This is a genomic window from Kosakonia arachidis (assembly GCF_900116535.1).
GTDB classification, from domain to species: domain Bacteria; phylum Pseudomonadota; class Gammaproteobacteria; order Enterobacterales; family Enterobacteriaceae; genus Kosakonia; species Kosakonia arachidis.
Map to the genome: position 1 here is coordinate 170,264 of NZ_FPAU01000007.1, position 23,938 is coordinate 194,201.

Annotated in this window: 19 protein-coding genes and 2 pseudogenes; 4 read left to right on the forward strand and 17 right to left on the reverse strand. The window is 50.0% G+C overall.

The window, feature by feature from the left end; all coding sequences use genetic code 11:
* The first annotated feature begins 12 nt into the window (after positions 1 to 12).
* Both BM427_RS21255 and dcuR read left to right on the forward strand, forming a co-directional pair.
* Positions 13 to 1,629, forward strand: coding sequence for a sensor histidine kinase (locus BM427_RS21255; protein ID WP_090125491.1), 1,617 nt, complete (start codon positions 13 to 15; stop codon positions 1,627 to 1,629).
* Complete coding sequence (dcuR, locus tag BM427_RS21260) at positions 1,626 to 2,345, forward strand: two-component system response regulator DcuR (RefSeq protein ID WP_090125495.1); 720 nt, start codon at positions 1,626 to 1,628, stop codon at positions 2,343 to 2,345. The genes BM427_RS21255 and dcuR overlap by 4 nt, the downstream gene beginning before the upstream one ends.
* On the opposite strand, the gene BM427_RS21265 is transcribed toward dcuR, so the two are convergent.
* Both BM427_RS21265 and BM427_RS21270 read right to left on the reverse strand, forming a co-directional pair.
* The gene (locus BM427_RS21265) at positions 2,326 to 3,288 is read right to left on the reverse strand and encodes an FAD:protein FMN transferase (protein ID WP_090125498.1); all 963 of its coding nucleotides are present in this window, start codon (positions 3,286 to 3,288) and stop codon (positions 2,326 to 2,328) included. The genes dcuR and BM427_RS21265 overlap by 20 nt on opposite strands.
* Before the next feature lie 163 nt (positions 3,289 to 3,451).
* Positions 3,452 to 6,229 (reverse strand): flavocytochrome c, encoded by a 2,778-nt coding sequence (locus tag BM427_RS21270; protein ID WP_090125499.1) that lies wholly within the window; start codon positions 6,227 to 6,229, stop codon positions 3,452 to 3,454.
* A gap of 637 nt (positions 6,230 to 6,866) precedes the next feature.
* Between BM427_RS21270 and BM427_RS21275 the strand changes: the two genes are divergently transcribed.
* Positions 6,867 to 8,378, forward strand: a complete 1,512-nt coding sequence (locus tag BM427_RS21275) for an anion permease (RefSeq protein ID WP_090125502.1) — start codon at positions 6,867 to 6,869, stop codon at positions 8,376 to 8,378.
* A gap of 51 nt (positions 8,379 to 8,429) precedes the next feature.
* The gene (gene fumA, locus BM427_RS21280) at positions 8,430 to 10,079 is read left to right on the forward strand and encodes a class I fumarate hydratase FumA (RefSeq protein ID WP_090125505.1); all 1,650 of its coding nucleotides are present in this window, start codon (positions 8,430 to 8,432) and stop codon (positions 10,077 to 10,079) included.
* A gap of 572 nt (positions 10,080 to 10,651) precedes the next feature.
* Here fumA and BM427_RS21285 read toward each other — a convergent pair.
* From BM427_RS21285 to BM427_RS21345, 15 genes and pseudogenes are all read right to left on the reverse strand, one after another.
* A complete protein-coding gene (locus tag BM427_RS21285; protein ID WP_244316573.1) occupies positions 10,652 to 10,927 on the reverse strand; it encodes a hypothetical protein in 276 nt (91 codons plus the stop codon).
* Positions 10,928 to 10,998: 71 nt separating this feature from the next.
* Entirely contained in the window at positions 10,999 to 11,274 is a 276-nt protein-coding gene (locus tag BM427_RS25545; protein WP_139234442.1) for a hypothetical protein, read from the reverse strand.
* Between the two features lie 16 nt (positions 11,275 to 11,290).
* Positions 11,291 to 11,575 (reverse strand): hypothetical protein, encoded by a 285-nt coding sequence (locus BM427_RS21290; RefSeq protein ID WP_090125508.1) that lies wholly within the window; start codon positions 11,573 to 11,575, stop codon positions 11,291 to 11,293.
* Between the two features lie 362 nt (positions 11,576 to 11,937).
* Entirely contained in the window at positions 11,938 to 12,324 is a 387-nt protein-coding gene (locus BM427_RS21295) for an immunity protein Tsi6 family protein (protein WP_090125511.1), read from the reverse strand.
* A gap of 118 nt (positions 12,325 to 12,442) precedes the next feature.
* Positions 12,443 to 12,664: a hypothetical protein gene (locus tag BM427_RS21300; protein ID WP_090125516.1), complete on the reverse strand. Its 222-nt coding sequence runs from the start codon at positions 12,662 to 12,664 to the stop codon at positions 12,443 to 12,445.
* An 81-nt stretch (positions 12,665 to 12,745) separates the two neighbouring features.
* A pseudogene (tri1, locus tag BM427_RS26540) lies at positions 12,746 to 13,815 on the reverse strand (ADP-ribosylarginine hydrolase Tri1).
* A gap of 113 nt (positions 13,816 to 13,928) precedes the next feature.
* Entirely contained in the window at positions 13,929 to 14,426 is a 498-nt protein-coding gene (locus BM427_RS21310) for a hypothetical protein (protein WP_090125519.1), read from the reverse strand.
* Positions 14,427 to 14,823: 397 nt separating this feature from the next.
* Positions 14,824 to 15,141, reverse strand: coding sequence for a hypothetical protein (locus BM427_RS21315; RefSeq protein WP_090125522.1), 318 nt, complete (start codon positions 15,139 to 15,141; stop codon positions 14,824 to 14,826).
* A 203-nt stretch (positions 15,142 to 15,344) separates the two neighbouring features.
* Positions 15,345 to 15,809 (reverse strand): annotated as a pseudogene (locus BM427_RS26580) (hypothetical protein).
* Positions 15,810 to 15,841: 32 nt separating this feature from the next.
* Positions 15,842 to 16,105 (reverse strand): hypothetical protein, encoded by a 264-nt coding sequence (locus tag BM427_RS26585; protein ID WP_090125526.1) that lies wholly within the window; start codon positions 16,103 to 16,105, stop codon positions 15,842 to 15,844.
* A gap of 81 nt (positions 16,106 to 16,186) precedes the next feature.
* Positions 16,187 to 16,678: a hypothetical protein gene (locus tag BM427_RS21325; protein ID WP_090125529.1), complete on the reverse strand. Its 492-nt coding sequence runs from the start codon at positions 16,676 to 16,678 to the stop codon at positions 16,187 to 16,189.
* Positions 16,679 to 16,680: 2 nt separating this feature from the next.
* Complete coding sequence (locus BM427_RS21330; RefSeq protein WP_090125532.1) at positions 16,681 to 21,102, reverse strand: RHS repeat-associated core domain-containing protein; 4,422 nt, start codon at positions 21,100 to 21,102, stop codon at positions 16,681 to 16,683.
* A 13-nt stretch (positions 21,103 to 21,115) separates the two neighbouring features.
* Positions 21,116 to 21,544 (reverse strand): DcrB-related protein, encoded by a 429-nt coding sequence (locus BM427_RS21335; protein WP_090125535.1) that lies wholly within the window; start codon positions 21,542 to 21,544, stop codon positions 21,116 to 21,118.
* A gap of 109 nt (positions 21,545 to 21,653) precedes the next feature.
* Positions 21,654 to 22,175, reverse strand: a complete 522-nt coding sequence (locus tag BM427_RS21340) for a hypothetical protein (protein ID WP_090125538.1) — start codon at positions 22,173 to 22,175, stop codon at positions 21,654 to 21,656.
* On the reverse strand, positions 22,165 to 23,938 hold a 1,774-nt coding region (locus BM427_RS21345; RefSeq protein WP_090125541.1), incomplete at its 5' end, for a type VI secretion system Vgr family protein. The genes BM427_RS21345 and BM427_RS21340, both read right to left, overlap by 11 nt.

The following is a 23,938-nucleotide window of genomic DNA, read 5'->3' on the forward strand; positions in this document are numbered from 1 at the left end:
ATCAGGTCTGGCATGAATGACTTAGCCCCTGTGGCGATAAAACCGCGCAAACGTCCGATGAAGCTCGGCACCACGGTGACATTGATGGTGTGCAGTGTCACCGGCTCCGTGCTACTGCTGGCGTGTGCCCTGTGGTTTTGGCAAATCAGCAACGCCACGCGCGATGGGGTAAAAGAGACGGCGCTGGCTGTGGCCCGCACGCTGGCTGATGCACCAGAGATCAAACGCGGCCTGCGGTTGCCGCCAGACAGCAATGTAATTCAGCCGCTGACGTTGTCAGTGACCGCGCGCAATGATCTGCTTTACGCCATCGTCACCAATATGCAGGGGGTTCGTTATTCGCATCCGAATGCCGCGATCATCGGGCAGACTTTTATCGGCGATGACCTGCAGCCCGCGCTGCGTGGTAAAGAGAATGTGGCGGTGAATCGCGGCACGCTGGGACTGGCGCTGCGCGTATTTACGCCGGTTTATGACAACCGCAATCAGCAAATTGGCGTGGTGGTGGTCGGCATTTCGCTCAGCAAAGTGCAGGATCAGGTAAACCGCAGCCGCTGGGCAGTGATGTGGACGCTGCTGTTCAGCGCACTGATTGGCTCGCTCGGCATCTGGCAACTGGTGCGGATACTGAAACGTATTCTGCTGGGGCTGGAACCGTACGAAATCTCCGCCCAGTTTAAGCAGCGCCAGGCGATGTTACAGTCGCTAAAAGAAGGGGTGATTGCGGTGGATGACGACGGGCGCGTTACGCTGCTTAATCACGCCGCGCGACAGATGCTGTTAACCAATGCCGCCGACGGCACTGCCGGGCACGCGCCGCTGCTGGCCGATCTACTGGAGGTGTTGAAAACCGGGGAGCCAATTCAGGATCGTGAACTGGGCTGTAATGGCCTGCTGTTGCTGTGCAATACCGTGCCGGTGCGCAGCCAGAACACGATTATCGGGGCTATTAGCACGTTCCGTGATAAAACAGAAGTCAGCCAGTTGTTGCAGCGGCTGGACGGGATGGTGAACTATGTTGACGCCCTGCACACCGCTTCTCATGAATTTATGAACAAATTGCACGTGATCCTCGGCCTGCTGAATATGAAACGTTATGACAAGCTGGAGGGTTATGTGCTGCAAACGGCGCAGAATTATCAGACCGATATTGGCGCCATTCAACATCGAATTAAATCGCCGGTGGTCGCCGGTTTTCTGTTAGGCAAACTTAACCGGGCGAAAGAGCGCGGCGTGACCCTTAGGCTGGCCGATGAAAGTCTGGTTCCTGATAATCCGAACGAAAAACAGGTTACCGTGCTGGTAACGGTGCTCGGTAATCTGATAGAAAACGCACTCGATGCGTTAAGCCAGCAAGCGGAGGGCGAAGTCAGTCTGTTGCTGCATTATCAGGATGGCTGGCTTGTCGGTGAGGTCAGCGACGATGGTCCAGGCATTGCGCCGGACAACATTGATGCGATTTTCCGTAAAGGATTTTCAACCAAAGGCGATAACCGTGGCGTTGGGCTATTTCTTGCCAGTCAGCAACTTACCGAACTGGGCGGAACCCTGACCGTGGAGTCCGAGCCTGGCGTATTTACCCAATTTTTTGTCCATCTCCCCTGGGATAGTGAAAGGAAGACAGCGTGATAAATGTATTAATTGTTGACGATGATGCGATGGTGGCAGAACTGAACCGCATGTATGTGACACAGATTGCGGGCTTTCAGTGCTGCGGGACAGCGTCGTCGCTGCATCAGGCTGAGGAGATGATCAAAGATCCGCTGCGCGATATCGATCTGGTGCTACTGGACGTGTATATGCAACAGGATAGCGGGCTGGATCTACTGCCGGTTATTCGTGCCAGCGGGCGTGCTATCGACGTCATTATGATTACGTCATCTGCCGATGCCGCTACCATTCAGACCTCACTGCACTACGGTGTGGTCGATTACTTAATTAAACCGTTCCAGTTCCCGCGTTTCGAAGAGGCGCTCACCACATGGCGCGAAAAGCGCAAACTGATGGATGCCCGTCCTTACTATGAGCAATCAGATGTGGATCGCCTGCTGCATGGCGGCGCACCGGAAGTGGCTGACACTCGTCGTCTGCCAAAGGGGCTGACCGCACAAACCCTGCGTACCATTTGTCAGTGGATTGACGCCCATCCTGGTATTGAGTTTTCAACCGATGAACTGGCAAGCGCAGTCAATATTTCCCGCGTATCCTGCCGTAAGTATCTGATTTGGCTGGCACAGATTAATATTCTCTACACCACCATTCATTATGGCGCCACCGGGCGACCGGTCTATCGCTATCAGTTGATTGCTGAACAGTACAGCCTGCTTAAGCAGTACAGTCAGTAAGCCGATAGCTGGCATCGAGCGGTGTGAAGCGGAACTGTCGCCGTGATGAGAGGGTAATTTCGCGGTTTTTGCTGACAAAGATCGCTTCAATATCCTGCCGCTGGCGCAACAAAGCGCAGCCCTTTTCAACACCCAACCCAAACAGCAGCGTGGTCCAGATATCGCCGTCGAGAGAGTCGGTGGAAATGACGGTCACGCTGTCGAGTTCGTTACTCAGCGGATAGCCGCTGCGCGGGTCGAGGATATGGTGCCATAGTTTGCCATCCTGCTCGAAATAGCGCTCATAGGTGCCGGATGTCACCACCGATTTGTTCACGACCTCAATCGAGCCTACCAGCGCTTCGGCAGCGGCGAAGGGTTTTTTCACGCCGATGCTCCAGCCGCCCTGCGGCGCTCCCAGCGTTTGTACATTGCCGCCGAGGTTGATCAGCCCTTCGCTAACGCCCTGTTGATACAGGTAGTCGCGTACCCGGTCGGCGATAAACCCTTTTGCAATTGCGCCCAGATCGATCTCCATGCCTGGCTGCGCCAGAAACACACTGGCAGCGGCATCATCAAGAATAACATCCTGCGGGCGCGTGATGCGTAGCCGCGCGGCAATCTCATCTGCGGCCGGAACAGAATCGCCCTTAAAACCGATGCGCCATAGTTTCACCAGCGGGCCGATCGCCAGATTAAACGCACTGTCAGGCAGCAGGCTGGCGGCTTTGGCGCATTTGATCAGTTCATACACCGGGCGGCTGACAACGACCGGATGACGCCCGGCAGCGTGGTTGATATCCATTACCTGCGAATCGGCGCGGTTAACAGTCAAGAGATCTTCGTACTGTTTGATAAGCGAAAAAACGCGCGACGCGAGCGCTTCATCGTGGGAGAAGAGTTTCAACAAGATGGGTGAGCCCATCAATACCGCAGAGTAGCTCCAGACACGGCTATCAGACATCGCACTCTCCTTAATTGACGGTATGACCTGCTTAACAGGTTTGCCAGCGGATTCAAGGGAAGATTTACACCATCCATCTGCAACAAAGCCGCCATCCGGCAATAGTACCTGATGACGGCTCTGATTATCAGTGCTGTGAATAGCCGGTCGCCGGCCACAGCGTTTAACGCCGTTTGGCGCGAACCGCTGCCTGATGCCCCGCCAGTGAACCGAAGATGATGATATCCGCGACCGCGTTACCACCAATACGGTTAGCACCGTGGATACCGCCAACCACTTCACCCGCCGCATACGCGCCCGGAATAACCTGCTGTTTTGTATTGAGCACTTCCGTTTCGGTATTGATGGTCACACCACCCATAGTGTGGTGCACGCCCGGCGCAATCTGAATGGCGTGGAACGGCCCTTCATTAATAGGAGCACGCAGCGCAGTAGTACGACCGAAATCTTCATCGTGCTGTTTTTCCACAAAGCCATTGTAACGTTCAAGCGTGGCAAGGAACGCATGATAGTCGATGCCCAGTTTGTCCGCCAGCTGACGCGGAGAGCTGGCGCTGGTCACCAGGCCTTTCGCAATGTACTCGTCGGCCGCTTTGTTTTTCGCTCTGACATGCTCATCGAACACGATGTAAGCATAATGTTCCGGCAGCGCAATGATGGCTGCTGAGACTTTATCGCGGGTCGACATCTCATTGTAGAAGCGTTTGCCCTGCTGGCTGACCAGAATCGCACCGCCGCCGCGAATAGACTCGGAAACCAGATAGGAGGTTTTCTGTTCAACGGTCGGGTGGATCTGGATTTCGCCCATATCCACGGTTCCGGCACCCAGACGCTCCAACAGTGCAATACCGCCGCCGGTTGCGCCTTTATGGTTGGTGGTGACAAAACCATCCAGATCCGGACGGTATTTCACGACCATCGCGCTATTGGCGCTGAAACCGCCAGTCGCCACAATCACGCTTTTCGCCTGCACAGTCAGGGTTTCCTGCTCGTCATTCAACAGACGTACGCCGTGCACTTCCCCATCACTGAACAGAATCTCTTCGACAGAAGTATCCAGCATTACATCGATACCGCGTTTGGTGACGTTACGCACCAGGCCGCTAATCAGGTAACCGCCGACAGCGGATCCATCACGCGGACGGTGTGTACGGTCGATGCTCATCCCGCCCGTTGTGGTGATATCGTTCAGCATGATGCCGCGACGCGCCAGCCATTCGATTGCTTCCGGCGCATTTTCCACAAAACGACGCAGCAGTTCCGGGTTGTTTTTGTTACCACCGCCTTTCAGCGTTTCAGCGAAGAACAGCTCTTTGCTGTCCTGAATACCTTTTACACGCTGGAAGCGGGTTTCTGCCGCGTTCATCCCGGCGGACGCTTTGATGGTGTTACCGCCGATGGTCGGCATTTTCTCAACGATCAACACGCTCGCGCCTTCGTCGTGCGCCTGAATGGCAGCTGCCAGACCTGCGCCGCCGCTCCCCACGACCACGACATCATAATTTTTCACAGCCGTGACATCGCCGCCCTCTTCGGCCACGCGCGCTTTGCTGGATTTCAGCATCGCTTTCGACACCGCTTTTTTCACTGCTTCGCTCTGACTGGTCGCGCCGGAGATAGCATCGACATGGGGTGAATTGGCATCCAGAATGCGATCGCGGATCTCTTCAAAACTGCTGGTGAACTCCACGGTTTGCGGCGCAGAGGCCAGTTCGATGCCAGTAATACGGTCGGTTTCCAGACTAACGTTAATCACCATTTCGCTGGTGTCGTCCTGCACCGTTTCAACGAACAGACCCGGTTTAAATTTCGCTTCGCCCATGCTCATGTCGCGAATCATCGCTTCCACCAGCGAGAAGCGCCACAGTGGTTCCGGAATATTCAGCGCTTCACGCTGGGTACTGTCGATAAACAGCTCAAGGTTTTCACCCCTGGCGATGCGTGCGGCCCAGTCCGGATAAGCGATGCAGGCACGACCCACGGCTATCAGATCATAACCGTGATCCAGCCCCTGCGCTGCGTCAGCCACGTTAACCACGCCGCCCACGCCCATCACCGGAACGTGTGCCAGTACTTCAGAGCGCATCGCACAATATTTATCAATCAACGGCGTCGGATCGCAGGTGTCATTAATGGAAGGACGCAGCGCCGCACCAACAGAAAAGTGCAGATAATCAATACCGCGCGCCGCCAGTTTTTCCAGCAGATACATGGTGTCATCAAAGCGAATTCCAGGAACTTCCAGCTCTTCCGGCGAGAAACGGTAACCAATAATAAAGGCATCATCCGCGTACTGACGCGCCATTTTGTGGGTGATATCCAGCACCGCCAGCGGGAATTTCGCACGGTTATCGCGGCTGCCGCCCCACTCGTCGTCACGCTGGTTCGAGTTCGGCGAGAAGAATTGCTGGATCAGATAAGTGTTGGCGCCGTGGATTTCCACGCCGTCAAAACCGGCCTGAATGGCGCGGCGTACCGCTTCACCAAATTTAACCACCATCGCTTCAACTTCCGCCGTGGTCATTGCCACCGGCGTGGCTGCACCGTCACGCGGAGCGGCAATCGCGCTTGGCGCAATCGGCGTACGTCCACCAATCAGTTTCGGCTCAACCATACGGCCGCCGTGGTAAATTTGCAGGATCGCTTTAGAGCCTTCAGCTTTGATTGCTTCGGCGATTTTTGCCAGACCGGCAACTTTTTCGTCGTTATCAATACCAATTGCGCCCGGGAATGCGAGGCCCAGATCGTCAACAAAACAACACTCTACGATAATTGTCCCAATACTACCGGCACGTACACGATAATATTCAACCAGTTCACTGGTGACAGTACCATCGTAGTAACCGGTGCAGGTGGTCATCGGAGCCATTAACAAACGGTTTTTCAATTCTACGCCATTTGGTAATGTAAAGGGGCTGAGGATGCGCTCGTTGCTGGTCATATTTAACTCCAAATCTAAATTTATAAACTTTGAATTCGGTGACGGATTTATTTTTTATTTTCGTTTGTAAATCCAATTGTCGTGTATTTAATATACCTCTAATTCTATTTACTAAATTAATTACGTTAGTTAAAAAACTATTTAACCACCTTAATAACAGCACTACCTCTAATGTATTATAAATTTTAAATAATATATTCACATCATATTAATTACCGGTAACATTGCGATTACCTGACCAACAAAGCAAAGGCCTTTCAAAAGACGATAAAAAAGAAATTTTTCAATGATTTAACAAAGAAAAAACGATAAATGAGATTTATTATCAGCACCAATATTTAACAATTGTGCGATTTCTCACAGAATACCTACATACTGCTATGTGGGCATTAAAAAATATAAAAAAAACCTATAGCGCTTGCGTTTTTTTGATCTCAATCAAGAGTATTAACGAGTGGAAGCGCAATATATAAAAACAGAAAATTTCTTAATTTAATGCAGCCAGATAAGCATTAGATGAAAACCGGCAGAATATGAGAAGTCGTAATAGAAAACTAAAGTAACTTATGTAAGTAAATAAAGTGACTTCGAAATCTGCTATCGACACCAAATTTTTAACTACTTGTAGATGCTCACTATGAAAGAGAAAACGACAACACCGCCGTCTGCCAGCGCAGCCAGTGCGAAAGGTGGAAATAAAAACCATCTGATTATGATGGCGCTGCCGATTATCGTCGCAGTGCTCCTGCTATTTGTTCCGGTGCCGGAGGGCTTACCGCCATTCGCATGGCACTACTTCGCTATTTTTGTTGGCGTGATCGTGGGTTTGATCTTCGAACCGCTGCCGGGTGCTGTTATCGGTTTGACTGGCGTGGTGGTCATCGCGCTGTGCAGTCAGTGGCTACTGTTTAGCCCTGAGCAGTTAGCCGACCCGAAATTCAAGCTCGCAGGCCAGTCTTTTAAATGGGCGGTGAGTGGTTTCGGTAACTCGACCGTCTGGCTGATCTTCGGTGCCTTTATGTTCGCTGCCGGTTACGATAAAACGCAATTTGGTCGCCGCCTGGCGCTGATTCTGGTGAAATACCTTGGCCGTCGCAGCCTGACGCTCGGTTACGCTATCACCTTCGCCGATCTGCTGCTGGCACCGTTCACCCCGTCTAACACCGCGCGCAGCGGGGGTACCATCTACCCGATTATTGCCAACCTGCCGCCCCTGTACGGTTCTAAACCGAACGATCCGAGCGCCCGCCGCATTGGTTCCTATCTGATGTGGGTTGCCATCACTGCTACGTGTATCACCAGTTCAATGTTCCTCTCCGCTCTGGCACCGAACCTGCTGGCGCTGGCGCTGGTGAAAAGCACCGTTGGCATCAGCATCTCCTGGGGGAACTGGTTTATCGCCTTCCTGCCGCTCGGCGTGTTACTGATTCTGACCATGCCGCTGCTGGCTTACTGGTTCTATCCACCCGAAGTGAAAATCAATGATGAAGTACCGCTGTGGGCGAGCCGTGAGCTGGAAAAACTGGGCAAAATGTCCCGTAACGAAATCCTGCTGCTGGTGTTTGTCTGCTGCGCTCTGCTGATGTGGATCTTCGCCGCTGATTTTATTGAACCTGCTCTGGCCGCGTTGTTGGTCGTCGTACTGATGCTGTGGACTGGCGTACTGACCTGGAACGACATTACCAGCAACAAACCGGCCTGGAATACTTTCGTGTGGTTTGCCACCCTGGTTGCGCTGGCCGATGGCCTCTCCTCCACTGGTTTCATTGCCTGGCTGGGTAAAGAAGGCGGTGTGCTGATGACCGGTATTTCTCCAGGGATGGCAACTATCGCTCTGCTGCTGACGTTCTACCTGCTGCACTATCTGTTTGCCAGCACCACTGCACACACCACGGCCCTGTTGCCAGCGATGCTGACCATTGCTGCCACAATCCCGGGCATCAATATGGAAGTGGTTGTACTGGTTCTGTGTACCTCTCTGGGTGTGATGGGCATCATCACTCCGTACGGTACTGGCCCGAGCCCGATTTACTACGGCAGCGGCTACCTGCCGACTAAAGACTACTGGCGTCTGGGCACCATCTTCGGTGTGATCTTCCTCGCCGCCCTGCTGTTGATTGGTTATCCGTGGATTACCATGATGTTCTGATTCACAACCGCCGGGCTTTCCCGGCGGTTTATTTTTATGGAGTAATGAGCTATGTCGAACAAACCTTTTGTATATCAGGATCCGTTCCCGCTGGCGAAAGACAATACGGAATATTATCTGCTGAGTCGTGAGCATGTTTCTATCGCCGACTTTGATGGTCAGGAAGTCTTAAAAGTGGAGCCCGAAGCACTGACGCTGCTGGCGCAACAAGCTTTTCATGATGCCTCTTTCCTGCTGCGTACTTCCCATCAGAAACAGGTTGCGGCCATTCTGACTGACCCGGAAGCGAGCGAAAACGACAAATACGTAGCGTTGCAGTTCCTGCGTAACTCCGAAATCGCCGCCAAGGGCGTGCTGCCGACCTGCCAGGACACCGGCACGGCAATCATCATGGGTAAAAAAGGCCAGCGCGTATGGACCGGCGGCGGCGATGAAGCGGCGCTGGCTCGCGGTGTCTATAACACATACACCGAAGATAACCTGCGCTATTCACAAAACGCGCCGTTGGATATGTACAAAGAAGTGAATACCGGCACCAACCTGCCGGCACAGATCGATCTCTATAGCGTGGATGGCGATGAGTATAAGTTCCTTTGCATCGCCAAAGGCGGCGGCTCAGCGAACAAAACCTATCTTTATCAGGAAACCAAGGCGCTGATCACCCCGGCAAAACTAAAAAACTACCTGGTTGAGAAGATGCGTTCTCTCGGTACGGCAGCCTGCCCGCCATACCATATTGCGTTTGTTATTGGCGGCACGTCCGCTGAATCCACGCTGAAAACCGTGAAGCTGGCATCGACCCGTTACTATGATGGTCTGCCGACTGAAGGTAACGAGCACGGCCAGGCATTCCGTGATGTGCAACTGGAGCAGGAACTGATGCAGGAAGCGCAGAACCTTGGTCTTGGTGCGCAGTTTGGCGGCAAATACTTTGCCCACGATATTCGCGTGATCCGTTTGCCGCGTCACGGTGCATCCTGCCCGATCGGCATGGGTGTCTCCTGCTCTGCTGACCGTAATATCAAAGCGAAAATCAACCGCGCAGGTATCTGGATTGAGAAAATGGAGCACAATCCGGGGCAGTACATCCCGGAATCACTGCGCCAGCAGGGCGAAGGTGATGTGGCGAAAATCAATCTGAACCAGCCGATGAAAGATATTCTGGCGCAGCTTTCCGCGTTTCCGGTATCGACTCGCCTGTCGCTGAACGGCACCATCATCGTGGCGCGTGATATTGCCCATGCAAAACTGAAAGAGCTGCTCGACAATGGCGAAGAGCTGCCGCAATACGTGAAAGATCACCCGATCTATTACGCAGGTCCGGCGAAAACGCCTGAAGGTTATGCATCCGGTTCACTCGGCCCAACCACCGCAGGGCGTATGGACTCCTACGTTGATCTGCTGCAATCCCACGGCGCGAGCATGATCATGCTGGCGAAAGGTAACCGCAGCCAGCAAGTGACCGATGCCTGTGCCAAACACGGCGGTTTCTATCTGGGAAGTATTGGCGGCCCGGCTGCGGTACTGGCGCAGCAGAGCATTAAGAGCCTCGAATGCGTGGCTTACCCGGAACTGGGTATGGAAGCGATCTGGAAGATTGAAGTGGAGAACTTCCCGGCGTTTATTCTGGTGGATGACAAAGGTAACGACTTCTTCCAACAGATCCAGAACAAACAGTGCGCAGGCTGTAGCCAGCGTTAAGATGTGAAAACACCCGGCCGGTAAACCCGCCGGGTGTTTTGTTAAATGAGGGTTTTATCGTTTGTTAGGGAAAATTAGACAAACTGAATTACAAAATTCGAATGCTTCATTTTTTTCATTGCTTCTTCAATATAACAACTTTTAATCTCTTCCGTTAAAGTCTCGTGTTCAAATGGAGATTCGGAAGTTCTCATCGAATTTATTTACGCCACAAATCCACCGATAACTCTCTCACCTGCCATTCTGATTTTGTCACTTTCGCTACCGTCAACAATGTTACGTAAATAAGATAGTTACTCAACAATAGAACCATACATTGGTTCAAGCGCCGCGGCAGCTTGATTTTCTGACAGGGTCTTATGCCTTTTACGCACCAGCGATAATACCTTATCGATATACTCTCGCGTTGCAGGATTATTCATATAGCCGTCTGAAGATATTTATTCCCCACAGGATTGTTCACACAACGATATTCCAGCCATTACCCTAGCTCATGTTAATCGCATTCACTTCGCCACCTATGATTTCAAAGCCAATTTTTTACGTTACGCTCACCGAATGGCAGCCATGAGTTAGAACTCCGGAACAGGTACTTCTTGCGCTTTATATGATTTATAATTACTCCGAATTTCTTTAGCCAAAAAAACCATATCCTGGCAATCAGGATATTTTATTAAATCATCATCTTTCAGTTTAAAACACTTTTCTTCATCACGATGACCGGCCGGCCAAATCATACAAATATACAAACCATCAGTTCCTTGCAAGATAAAGAAATCACCCTGTTCTTTGAAAATAACTTTAACATTATTAATATACAGCTCCTGTCTTAAGGTTATAAACTTCATAATCAATTCCTAACCTGGCGGAAACAATAGGATTATCGCCTTGAAAAAAATCTCAAACAGAATGATTATCTTTATCCACAATAGCAAAGCCAGTCTGAAACTGACTCTTTTGTTATTTCTTGCGACTGAAATCGTGCGTAATCACAACGGATACTTTCTAACAATACCTTCATATATTCAGCATCTAATGGCTTAATAATTTCATCCGCAGCAAACAAAAAATATCGTTCGATATCTACTTTATAGACACCTTCAGAAAAAATCACCTTCAGTACAAAACCACCGTCTATTATTTGATAAAGAGTATAATCCCATGGGTTAGAGGATATTCTATTAATATAATTCATGACACATCTCGATTTATCATACGCTACAAATCGCAAAACCCTGCCGTTTAATTTTTACATTATCTATCTCTCTATCAGAAAATAGAGTCCAGTTTTTCCTGATCAGTTCAGCTAATTTTTTTAGATAATCAATGTCATCTTTATGTTTTATTTCTTCATCTGTCAGGAAAAAGTGTTTACTCACATCAAAATGTGAATTTGGATAAAAATTAGGTATTAGCACGGAAATAATAAATTTATCTCCAGACTCCATTAAAACAAAATCGCCTCGCTGCGAATAAATAATTTTAGCCTCAATCATATATCGCTCCTGTTTTCAGATCATACACTTGGTAGTCAACGTCTTTTTTTAAACCTTTCATAGAGATAACAGCTTCGTAGACTCCATTCGGCAGCTTCCCTCCGGGTAGCGATCAAAGCCCGATACCACAAGCCCGTCACTTGCTCGCTGTGGGGATGTAGATGATAAAAATCAAAAAGTTTTTACGCTAAGATCGTGATCTCCACGGGTGAGCAAAATCATCTCAATAATAGAAAGAAAGATGAGGAAATTGAGATGTTATGCAGATAAAAAGCAGAAAAAGGTTATCGCGGCAGGGTTAATAACATGCAACACAGCCTGTGTTTATTACAGACATACACTATTTGTTTTATTATGGAAACCTACACAGAAAAATCATCTGGATATAAGCTAGAAAGTTTCTTTTGTTTTTCAAAAAAATTCTTATTAACCTGATGTGGCAATTGTATCTTTAATCCCTTGCGTATTTGCGCGGCAATATAAAAAGCATCAGTTAAGCGTTCAAAGAAAATTTCATCAGATGTTTCAAAGTCTTTAACCGCATAGATACCAAACGTCAGATCGCGTAACTTACTTTTGTCTTTTTGCGTTCCATTGATAACATTCCTCAAATATTCAAGCTGAGCAACAATTGAATTGTACATAGGCTCAAGCGCACCAGCGGCTGGATTACCTTTAATCGATTTATATCTTTTAACCGCTAATCTTAAAGCTTTTTCTACATAAACTAAGGCAGTTAATTCAGTCATTTAACAGCTCGATAGCCAGTCGACACGGCACGGATGCATACGATAAACAGAGTGCTGGCGACAATGAAGTAAAGACGATGTCGCACCCGGCAGCATAAAAAATTACGCTATTCCTGAATCAGCAGAGGACATCAGTCAATCCTAAAGATCCGTATAAGAAAATTAGAGCCGACAAGTCGTAAATATATTCATTAAATAACGCGTTTTTCTCGCTTTTATCATAGTGTTGAATGATGCTTTTCATCGGGATAGTGTATTCATTTTTTCTGACTATTTTCATCACCACATCAATATCACAGAAATCTTTTAACGCTTTGCTAAGGAATTTAAGTAGCAGCACTTCGCCCTCCTGACGGGTTAAGTGCTACATTTTTCTTAATCCTGGCATTAATCTCAGCAAGGTAATTTAATTTCATTCCGGCTAAAGAAAATTCTCATCAGGTGCACGATCAAATAATTCAGTTGCTATATGGACAATACGTCCATGTTGTACCAGTTTGTCTTTCCAGTTTTGTGGAATACCAGCGTGGCCGTATAACGCTCCGGCAATCTGCCCTGCAGTGGCAGCAACGCTATCGGCGTCGTCACCCAGGTTTGCGGCTAATAATACCGCATCACGGAAATTATTCGTATTCCACACGGCCCAGAGAGCGGCTTCGAGGGTATCAATAACATATGCACTGGAACGAATCTGATCGCGCGTTTTTTGTTTGTACTCACCAGCATTAATAATCAATACTCGTGAAGACAGCGGTACGACATGCGGTGAAAATGTTTTTTTCCTTCTCATATCCATTGATTAAATAATGCAATATCAATCCAAGGAAAAAAAAGATGAAAGGGATTCAGACGCGCCATGCGTCGCCTGACTCTGTGCCTGCGAGTCAAACCATATTCCACGTAATGTTTTTCGACGAAATATGGCTACTGGCGCTTCACGTATCAACGCAGCGTTACCGGCGGTATTTTTTCTGTATTCCCCATCCACTTCGGACCATGCTGAAGATATTGTTCGAGTGCAAAACGGGTTGTATTGCCGATATCGAAACAGATACTGTTGCTGCTATTTTCACCCTGCTTATACCAGCGTACCAGCCGATCGCGGAAATCATTTACATCTAATTTATTCCCTTGCAGATAGGTTTCAGCCAGGCACAATGCCATTGACGTATCGTCGGTCCACTCACCAGCCTTAAGTCTGAAAGCTCCCCCTCCCACCATATCGTGTACCGTATAACGATCCCGCGCCTGAAATTCAAGCGTTGTCCCCACAGCATCGCCGACCGCCAACCCGACCATTGCACCAATCGCTTTATCCCGTGCAATTTCGCGCGAAGTCACAAGCGGAAGCGCTTCGTCCCAGGCCTCGTATTTAACCGCTGATGGATCAGTCGCCTCAGACAGCCGTTTTCTAATGTTAGGAGGCAGATAATCATAATACCGATCGGCATAATTACTGATTGTAAGATCGTCGGCATGTAAATCGATCATTAGAGCTCCCTCAAAAAGAACAGCACCCGACTTAACTTTAAACTGTCTCGCATTAGTAATCTGATTCCATTCAATCTTCACCGACAGGCTTCCTCATGTCGGCGAGAAAGCAACTATTTGCTGATGACGCCCTTTGCATCATTCCAGGTTATATAAGTTCCGCAATCAAATGTATGCATATTGCATTGAACAGATATAGTTCCCCATTCATATACCCACTCAACACCATAAGGAGGATTAGTCACTGCACGTTCATTACATCCTTTTATATGATCTCTCATCCGTTGGATTAACCTTGACTCTTCTTTTTTTATCATGGATAGGTCAGCTCGTTTATTCCAATCATTAAGCGATTGAAAAAAAACACTATCTCTGTCAACCATATATATACATGGAGGGATATTATTTATGGAAGGTCTTATTTCTAAATAAAAACTCCCACCCAGCCAACTTACTTTCGGGAGAATGAAATAAAAACGCCCCCATTTTTTAAGCTGAGCGTTATTTTTAAAAAAATCAGACGCAATAAACTTATCGTAGCTATCAATATTTAACTCATTATTATCAATGGACAAAGCGCCAGTGCAAAAAACTAATTTCATCACATTCATATGTTTATAACCTTTCCTGGAATTAATTTACTGCGCGCCTCTTCAGGAATATAAAACTGCAATCCACCGCCATCTCCCCACTGGGAATTTGCATTTGCCACTCTGCTCCAGCAGACAGTAGTTTGATTTATGAACACTATCATTAAGTATTCTCGTAAGCGAAGAATTAAATTACTTTGATGAAGTCACTTCAATGGCCTGAGATTGACAAGCATAGGAACTAGTACCTTTCCTGTGCCTGCAACGGCATCCCGTTTTACACGGTATGCCTGGATCTCAACCATAAATATGGTGGCATGGTGTAACACTATGAGTTACGACCTTTATATACCACGTCCTTGCGATTGTCTGCCAAAAGCAGCCTGATTATGATCATTCGGGAATCTGCTGCTAATTTTTAGTTATCGATTATTTCGTAGTCTTTTGGTGAACGCCACATTATGACTTTATATGGGACGTTAATCTTCCCCTCATCTTTTAAATAGCCCATAACCTCCGATGGAGCCCAGCCAGGACCATAAGAAAATAATACACCAGCCCTGGCTAACTTTTCAATCAAGAATATTTGTTCTTTTTCGTTATCAAAGTTAATAGTATAAGTGGTTCCTTTTTTATAAAAACCAAAACTTAATAAGATGGTCTCATCATTAACCCCCTTTAGGTCAACAACAATTCTGTTCTGCTCTAAAATAGTTACTAGCATATAGTTGAGCATGTTATTTCCCTACATTTACAGTCAATATAGTATTAATAACAGAGTTGTCTGCGGTTGACTGTAAGTCGATAACCATTTCAGCAGCCCTCTTAGTAGATGCCCAGGACCTTTAAACTACTTATTATATCTTGATGGGCTTCCTGGATTTAGCGTTCGAAGATCTGTAGTTGTTCTCCATTCTTTTTTGTACTCCTAAAAATCAATTACACGGAGGGTATTTTGTTCCATTTACAATAATCTCGCCACGCTTTTTCATTTTTAAATCCAGCACGATAATTACATACAATCATTCCAGCCCGGTTATGGGGATCGTAGGCAGCATCCATATGTCCCCACGAGCCATAAGATGGTAAAGATCGGTTAGTTACCTCAAAAAACCAATTCCTTAATCTTTAAGTTACTTTACCCTCAGGCTTATTTTGCTCACCTGAAATTAAGTTCTCTGGAGCAAACATAAACCTACTTAACTTTGACTTACTATCTCCGGGATTTATAAGGTCAACAATAAGATATATTTGCCCCTCGAAATTACCGCTAATATTAAAAACGGTACGAAAAGAGGCAGTTTCATATCCTTCATCAGACCATTTTTCCCATAAAACATCAGCATTGATTGTTAAGTCTTTCCAGGTGGAATCTGGTGATATTTTAAGTTGTTTTTTAAAAATAAGGTACCTGAATCAAAATCAATGCTCATATGTCACATTCCCAAATAAAAAGGATCTCCAACTGGCTCAAGGACAGTACGATAATTCGACAAGAAGAATTGTGTGCCTCCGCCTTGACCAAACAACTTTATATCTTGTGAAAGGGCCTTTCCTGTTCCTGCAACGGTATCCCGTTTTACTCGGTATGCCTGGAGCTCTACCATAAATGTTTCAACATGATTTAGACCATGTGTCACGGCCTTTATATACACCGTGTCCTTGCTATTATCAGCCAAAGACAGCCTGGTTATGATCATTCGAAAATCTGTTGCTAATTTTTAGTTATCGATTATTTCGTAATCTTTTGGTGAGCGCTACAGAATTTTTAAAACTAGCAATTAAATCCTAACATTATTTCTTCGGCAATAATCCATCCATTCTCTATCACTTTTAAAATTCGCGCGATAATGACAAAAGATCGTCCCTGTTTTATTATGCGGATCATATGCTGAATCAATGTGACCCCATTCACCGGAGACAGGAAGGGATTGATTTGTTTTTTCTCGGAACCATTCTCTCAAGTTCTGGGTGATTTTTCCTTCAGGTTTCCGTTGTTCACCCATGAGTAATTTTTCCGGAGCGAACCGCCAACTCGCTATCGTAGCCTCACTATCATCAGGCCGAACAAAGCTGACGATAAGATAAATATCACCTTGTTTATTTCCCTTTATATTAAATATGGTTCGGTAGGAAACGGTTTGCGCTTTTTTATCTGGCCATGGTTCCCAAAGTAAACCATCGATTCCCATGAGTTCTTTTTTAGTCATAAATGATGCGAGGCTCAATTCCCCATTAAATTGCAATAAGCCTGTTCTACTATCTATTTTCATAATTATGGTCCGATATCAAATGGGGTACCTACTGGTTCAAGTACGCTCTTATAGTTTGATAAGAAAAATTGGGTTCCATCTCCATTACCAAATTCAATAGGATCTTGCGCTAGTGCTTTTCCTGTACCTGCTACTGCATCTCGTTTTACACGGTATGCCTGGATTTTTCCACGATATCCAAATTTTTCGTGCGGTAGCACTTGTAAACTCTGCCATAACCTTGCTCGGCTCCCCCCCGCTGAGTCTAATGTAGCTTTATCAAAATAAAAGCCTGATTGCCCTGGAGCGCCACCATAAATAATATCGCCTTCTTTCAGCATGGTATTAGACCATGAGTCCCGGCCTTTATATATGCCACGTCCTTGCCATTGTCTGCCAAAAGCTGCCTGATTATGATCATTCGCTTTCGTGGGTTCGTTAGGTTTACAGGAACGTTTCAACCCCCACGGATCCACCCATCCCAGCGCATTCGGTGCATACTGGTACAGATTTATCCCGCCCGCCAGCCCTATCGGGTCCTGCTGGGTAAAGCGTCCGCAGTCCGGATCGTAGTAGCGGAAAAGATTGTAGTGCAAGCCGGTTTCACGATCCAGGTACTGCCCCTGCATGCGCAGATTCTGGGCATATTCCGGTGCCTGGAGCGACGTCTCACGCAACAGTTTGCCCCAGGCGCTGTTTTGCGCTTCCCAGCGCAGTTCTCCTTCTGCATCCGTCAGTCGCTCCGGCAAACCGTTGGGCTGATTGTGGAACCAGTAGATTTCCGGGTCGCTGATGCCATCGATTCGCGCCAGCGGATCGTAACTCGCCTGATCGCTGTAGACATACGTCAGCGGTACATCGTCGTGAATTTCCTGCAACAGGCGCAAACCATCCCAGACAAAACGTGTGGTAACGGCACGCCCACTGGGTTCGCCTGCGCGCAACTGGCGGCGCGTTTTACTGATGCGTCGTCCCAGCGGGTCGTAACGGAAGCTGACCTGAATCTGCGGCTTGTTGCGATCCCGTGGCTGGCTAATGACCTCCGTTAAACGATGTTCGCCATCGTAACGGTAATGCCAGCGCGTCTGCCCATTGTCTTTTTCCACGGTGCGGCCGTGGATGTCGTACTGCCAGCGGATACCATTCAGTTGCGTCACGCGGTTGTGGCGTACAGCCTGCTGCAACGAATTATCCGTCGGGTTCCCTGCCGCATCCCAGCGCCACTGCTCCTGACCGGGCAACGTACCGTCCTGCGTCAGCAGGCGACCTGCATCATCATATTTCCAGCGATACCAGTCGAAGGGATTGTCATTGCGCTCTTCACGGATCAGATTATTACGGTAGTCATAATCCCAACGGCGCGACCAGTGGCGAGGTGCCGGGCGTTGCGCATTGCCGGTAAAGACATCCCGGCGATGTAAACGCCCGAGCCGATCGTACTCACTGCGGCTGGTGAGCAGCCCCTGAGTGCGGCTCACTTCCCGGTGCAATGTATCGCGGGTGAAATCACTGATTGGCAGATTGTCGAGCGCGATGCTCAACAAATGTCCGCTACCGTAGTAAAGCTGTTTCAGTTCGCGGCCATCGGGCAGTTGTGTGGCAGTGCGGTTGCCCAGTGCGTCGTAGCGCCAGCCGAGCGTGCCGTTTTCCCCCTGTTCTCCGGTCACTCTGCCCAGCGCATCGAAAGTAAAGCAAAGCTCCTGTTCGGCCTCCGTACTCCAACTATTTTCATTAAGCGGCGGATGCACGCTAATGCGTTCCGGAAAACCTGCCGTCGACCAGTGCCATCGCGTCTGCCCTTCCGGCGTAGTACGCGCCAGTAGTTGCCCGGTGGGGCTCCAGCTAAAACGATGGGTGATCGCTTCGGGATGCCCGGCGGCAAAGGTGCGCGATAGCGTGCGTCCGCACGCATCGTAGGTGTAACGGCAGACCACACCGTCCAGCCCTTCCTCCTCCAGTAACAGTGAATCAGCGCCCCAGCGGAACTGATAAGCTTCACCGTTTTCATTGTGCAGAGCAATCAGTCGCCCACGGCTGTCCCAACTTCGGCGTAGCGTTTCGCCCATGCTATTGCGCGTGGTCACCAGCCGCCCGGTATTGTCGTAATGGAACTCGCTGCGGCTGCCGTCTGGCGCTTCATGTTGCGCGGGCAAGCCCCGTTCGTTCCAGACCAGCGTTTCCTGCCAGCCTTCCGCCCGCTCAAGCTGGAGAGGACGCCCGGCCGCATCGTAGTGATAACGTGTTTCTTCGCCATCCGCCGCCTGCACGGCCAGCAACCAGCCAAGCGGATGATAGTGGTAACGCGTTACCTGCCCGGAACAGTCCGTCTCGCGGATAATCTGCCCGGCCTCGTTATACTCCTGACGACGGCTGTTCCCGACAGCATCCACCTCTTCGATGATCTGACCGAACTCATCCCGTCGCCACTGTGTCGTGTTGCCCAGCGCATCAACGGTACGCGCCAAACCAAAGTGTTCGTCGTAATAAAAGCGCGTTGCACTACCGCCAGGCTCGGTGATCACCGCAGGCAATGCGCGGTTTTCCAGCCATTGCGTGGCGCGGGAATTGCCTTCAGCGTCGATCTCCTCTACGCGATTGCCCATGTCGTCATAGACAAAAGTCACCGCGTTGCCGAGCGGATCGATGCGGCGGATCAGCTGTTCATCCTCATTCCATTCATAGCACCAATTTTCCCCGCGCTCATCGACGAAGCGGACAATCAGCCCCTGCGCATTCCAGTAGTGCTGGCGAGTTTGCCCATCATAGGTGGTCACAGTGGTCAGCCCGGCCGAAAGCTCGTAGCTGAAGCGGCAACCGTCACCGGTGTTGGTGCGGTTTTCCACAACCCGCCAGTGATCAAACATCGCCCAGCGATATTCACTTTCCAGCCCGCTGGCCGCACGGTGCCAAACCATCAGCCCATCGTCGTTGTAACGAAATTCACGCCGTACAAGATCGGTGGCATCGGTAACGCTGGCAAGCTGTCCATGTGCGTCGTAAGCCCAGCGAGCCAGCGGCCAGTGACGTTCACCATCGAAATGGCTGGCGGACGTGGTGCACTGCGGGAACCGGGTATCATCATACGCCAGCATTACATCAATGGCGCATGGCGCGTCATGAATACGCACCAATCTTCCCTGCTCATCCCAGCCGGTTTCCAGCGCATTGCCATACTCATCACTGAGCGACGCAAGCCGCAATAGGGACGGGTTAGCACGAGTAGGCTTAAACAGGCGCCAGACCCCACCATCGTCGTCGGCAATGGCGACATCGCCCTCTTCGTTGCGGCGGATAATCACCCCTTCGCTGATGCAGTACAGCGCGTGATCGACCGACGGTAAGGTGAAGCGCAGTTCGCGTCCAGTTTCATCAAACCAGGTGACCTTGTCGCTTTCCAGCGTCAGATAGCTGTCAAAAATCGTGGCCCAGCCGGGGCCGAACAACCCGGCCCGGGTGGTCAGGCTGTTGTAACTACGCTGCAATTGCAGGGGAAAATGCCCCGGCAAAGCGAAATCCAGCTCGTTTTCATCGTTGAGCACCTTCACGCCGGTAGCCGCATGTACCGGATGCGATGAGCCGAATACGGCGTTCACCGCCATATCCGCCAGCATACCGCCACCGGCTGCCGCCAGCGCGCAGGGCATATTTTTGAGGATCTTCCCGGGACGGCCACGGATCAGCGACAGGGCGATCATTGCCACTGTCAGCCCCGGCAACTTGCCGCTTTTAATATCGCGGACGGTCAGCGTCTCGCCGCCAATAATCACGTTCGGCGAAACATCGCCCGAGACGGTGCCTTCACAGGTGGTTTTGTCTTTTGCCCGCACCGCAGGCTGGTTATTGATAAAAACACTTTTCGAGCCCTGCGCAAGATATTGCGGCCCTGAATGTTTATCACAGAGGACTTTGTCTTCTTCCAGCGGCGAGGTTCCGCCGTCAGCCGAGCCGACGGTTGGTTGCCACATCTCGCTGCCAATGTGTTTTGCTCCGGTGAGCAACATACCCGCATAGTCGGCAAAACTACCTGGTGATTGCGGTTCTGCTGGCGGGGTATCGCCTGTGGCAACGGTGCCCGCAGCCCTTGCTGCCAGCTTGTCATTGGTCAGCACATTAGCCGATCCGGTAACGATCACCCCGGCCGGTGACGGCGGGAAAATTGCATCGCCAAGACTGTTGGCAGCATTGCTGATGTCGTCGGTAATACCGGCCACGTTAGCGAGGATACCGCCGATAATACCGCTCAACAGACAACTGGAACCAATCGCCGCGACGCCAGCCGCCGCAGCCCCAGCGCCCAGTAGCGGCGCGGCAGCCGTAGCGGCGAAAGCCACCGCCGAGCCAATGGCGGCGTAAGCAACACCTTCCGCCACCACACTGGTAATATCCGCGAAAATGCTGGAATGGATAATTTTGTCGCCCTTGCGGGCTGCGTGTTTATCGCTCATGCCACCGGTTCCGTTATGCGTGCAGCCTCAGACTTTGCTTGATGGCGTTCCAGCGTTCTGCGTCTTCATCATTGAACGCGCGTAAAGCAGAGAGGGTAAAAATCATCACCACCGCTCCGCCCGGGGCCGCGACGGCAAACTGCTTTTGCCATATTTGCTGGCCGTTGCGCGTAAAAACGGTTTCCACCTCTACCGCCCGGGTTTTCTGTTCCGTGCCGATAAGGATGCGGGAAAACTCACTCTGCGCGATGTCGCCCATTTGCGTGCGCAGCACATCCCACTGGCGATAAAACTCTTGTTCGAAGTCGTTGCCGTCCGGGATCGCACCACGGCTGACAATCAGTGAAAGCCCGCTCTCTTCGTCACGTAACATGGTCATGCTGGTATCCTGCCAACCGCCAGGGAAAAGAGAAAAAGAACCTTCCGGGAGGGTGTATTGCATAATAAAACCCCGATGCCGAGATATAAGAATAAATAGAAATAAAAGAGGCAATAATTAACGCGTACTTACCGCCAGAAAAACAAGCTGGCGATAAGTACGAGGTAAAATATTAAGCGTCGTAGTGGGTCATAGTGATTGTTCTGAGGCATTCCCGGTTCAATGCAGGGAAACCAAAACCCCAGGCAAGTTTTTTTTCATCGAGCGTCGTCAGGTAACCAAAGGTTGTTCCTGGCAATTTTGCCCGCGGCACAAAACGCAACGTCATGTCAGGAAAATGTTGTTTAACTTCATCAAACGTGATGCATTCTTCGCCGACGGAAAAAGAGATTAAGGCAACGGTGCCATCACCATTCGATTTGAGACGAACATCAAGTTCACTGATCGTAACTCCGTCACTCAGCCTAAAAGGCGCGGACGTGAAACGATCTTTCGCCGTAGATGTAAAAGGAACCAGTGGCTGGTCTAAAAGGGTACTGACAGCATCGACTTTTTTGCCCCACACCGTCTTCAATGCTTTTGTCATCTGCCACAGAGAGTCATGGTTCATATTTTTTTGTTCCGCATGCGTAGTGAAAGTAAAAAAAGAAGAGAGTAAAAGCACCGACAGACTTTTCGTTATCCTATTGGTCATAATAGCTCCCGTAATAATCGTTATACTTTTGATTGGTTCCAGAAGCAGTTTCATATTTGCCGATGATCTTACCAATGGATTGCGCGGCACTATTGCGGGAAATTTCGCCATTAATCATTTTATCATACGTTTGATTATAGGCAGCCTCCGTTGCGTCACTCCCTGCGGCGATACCAATATCATTACCGCCATTGCCGAGGATTTCTCGCTGAATCTTAATATTATTCAGCGTCGCACCCCCTTCATCCATCAACTGGCTATTAATATAATTTTCACGGCTCGAGAGATCTGGCGTGACCGGATACATCGCATGGCCCGCTTCGTGCGCCAACGTTTGTACCGTTTCATTGGCATCAGCCATATGCTCAGGATCAATGACGATAAGCTTGCTCTCCCCCCTGGTAAAACTGCCTCCTCCAGCGGAGCCCGGCTGGATCGCCCAGTCCTTCTGTTTTAACTCTTTAAGCTGCGCCTGAAGCGTTGGGGATTTATTGATTTGGTTAATCGTGTCCTCATCGAAAGGCATTATTTGGGATGATGTTGGATCATTCTTATAAACATAATCCCCTTTCAATGGCGGCGGGGCTTGATATTTTGCAGTCGGTTTTTGGGTACTTGCCGGTGCTGCCGCCACGGGTGCGGCACGTTTAACGCCGCCTTGTGGCGAAAATTTCGCCTGTACCGCAGCATCAATATCCCCTTTATGACCAGAACCTGGCGCAGTAGTCGGGGCTTTCGTGCCAGCGGCATTGAGATGCAGCTTGCCACCAGTAGTGATATGCCCATCCTCTTCCACGAAGAAGTTGAAGGACTTCCCGATCAGGTTGATTTTGCCATTGGCATTAAGCTCAATCGCACTCTCCCCGGATACCAGCCGGATTTGCGTGCCGGAGGCAAGAATATACTGTTCGACCACCGCATCCAGTTTGCCTTTTCCGGTCAGGATCTCCGTTCCTCCTTTCACTGCCTGCGTCTGATTCGCCTCAACACGGTACAGTTCATTTTTGCGCACATAGTGACTGTGGTTGCTACCAATGGAGCGCGAGGCATCATTTTTCACCTGCACATCCATATTGCGCTCGGCCTGGATCCACACCTGCTCCTCCCCCGCTTTATCCTCAAAGCGCAGGGCGTTGGCGTTATCCACCGAACCATCTTTCGAGCGGCTGAGGAAGCCCATTTGCGTCGCAGCGGCGGGCAGCGCCCACGGCGGCATACTGGCTTCGTTATAGACGCGCCCGGTGATGATTGGCCGGTCCGGGTCGCCGTTGATGAAGTCGATCACCACTTCGTCGCCGACGCGCGGGATCTGCACCCCGCCAAAACCCTGGCCCGCCCAGGCGCTGGAGACCCGCACCCAGCAGGAGCTGGTGTCATCGCCTTTTGCCAGCCGGTCCCAGTGGAACTTCACCTTCACCCGGCCATATCTGTCCGTCCAGATGCTCTCCCCCTGCGGGCCGACCACTTTCGCCGTCTGCGGACCGTAGGTGCGTGGCCATGCCGTCACCGCCGCCGGGCGGTACACCACCGACGACGGGATAACCGTGAAGTCAATCCGGTACTCTGTTTCCCCGTCGCTGCCACTCGCATAGCGGTTCTCTTCAAAAAAATAGGTCGCGGCAGTGGTCAGGTAGTCGCCGTTATCGCTGAAAAATGGCGCGTTATACAGCGTGAAGGTGCTGCCCGGCGCCACCCCCACCGCCGTCGCCGTGCCCTGAATCTGCTGGTGCTCCACCTGCCAGCGCTCCTGGCGGATGCGCGCG

Coding starts and splice junctions, on each gene's coding strand:
- BM427_RS21340 (WP_090125538.1), bottom strand. CDS start 22,175: ATGACCAATAGGATAACGAAAAGTCTGTCGGTGCTTTTACTCTCTTCT.
- BM427_RS21265 (WP_090125498.1), bottom strand. CDS start 3,288: ATGTCTGATAGCCGTGTCTGGAGCTACTCTGCGGTATTGATGGGCTCA.
- BM427_RS21325 (WP_090125529.1), bottom strand. CDS start 16,678: ATGAAAATAGATAGTAGAACAGGCTTATTGCAATTTAATGGGGAATTG.
- BM427_RS21290 (WP_090125508.1), bottom strand. CDS start 11,575: ATGATTGAGGCTAAAATTATTTATTCGCAGCGAGGCGATTTTGTTTTA.
- BM427_RS21275 (WP_090125502.1), top strand. CDS start 6,867: ATGAAAGAGAAAACGACAACACCGCCGTCTGCCAGCGCAGCCAGTGCG.
- BM427_RS21315 (WP_090125522.1), bottom strand. CDS start 15,141: ATGCTCAACTATATGCTAGTAACTATTTTAGAGCAGAACAGAATTGTT.
- BM427_RS21310 (WP_090125519.1), bottom strand. CDS start 14,426: ATGAATGTGATGAAATTAGTTTTTTGCACTGGCGCTTTGTCCATTGAT.
- fumA (WP_090125505.1), top strand. CDS start 8,430: ATGTCGAACAAACCTTTTGTATATCAGGATCCGTTCCCGCTGGCGAAA.
- BM427_RS21270 (WP_090125499.1), bottom strand. CDS start 6,229: ATGACCAGCAACGAGCGCATCCTCAGCCCCTTTACATTACCAAATGGC.
- BM427_RS25545 (WP_139234442.1), bottom strand. CDS start 11,274: ATGAATTATATTAATAGAATATCCTCTAACCCATGGGATTATACTCTT.
- BM427_RS26585 (WP_090125526.1), bottom strand. CDS start 16,105: ATGATCATAACCAGGCTGTCTTTGGCTGATAATAGCAAGGACACGGTG.
- BM427_RS21285 (WP_244316573.1), bottom strand. CDS start 10,927: ATGAAGTTTATAACCTTAAGACAGGAGCTGTATATTAATAATGTTAAA.
- BM427_RS21255 (WP_090125491.1), top strand. CDS start 13: ATGAATGACTTAGCCCCTGTGGCGATAAAACCGCGCAAACGTCCGATG.
- BM427_RS21335 (WP_090125535.1), bottom strand. CDS start 21,544: ATGCAATACACCCTCCCGGAAGGTTCTTTTTCTCTTTTCCCTGGCGGT.
- BM427_RS21295 (WP_090125511.1), bottom strand. CDS start 12,324: ATGACTGAATTAACTGCCTTAGTTTATGTAGAAAAAGCTTTAAGATTA.
- BM427_RS21330 (WP_090125532.1), bottom strand. CDS start 21,102: ATGAGCGATAAACACGCAGCCCGCAAGGGCGACAAAATTATCCATTCC.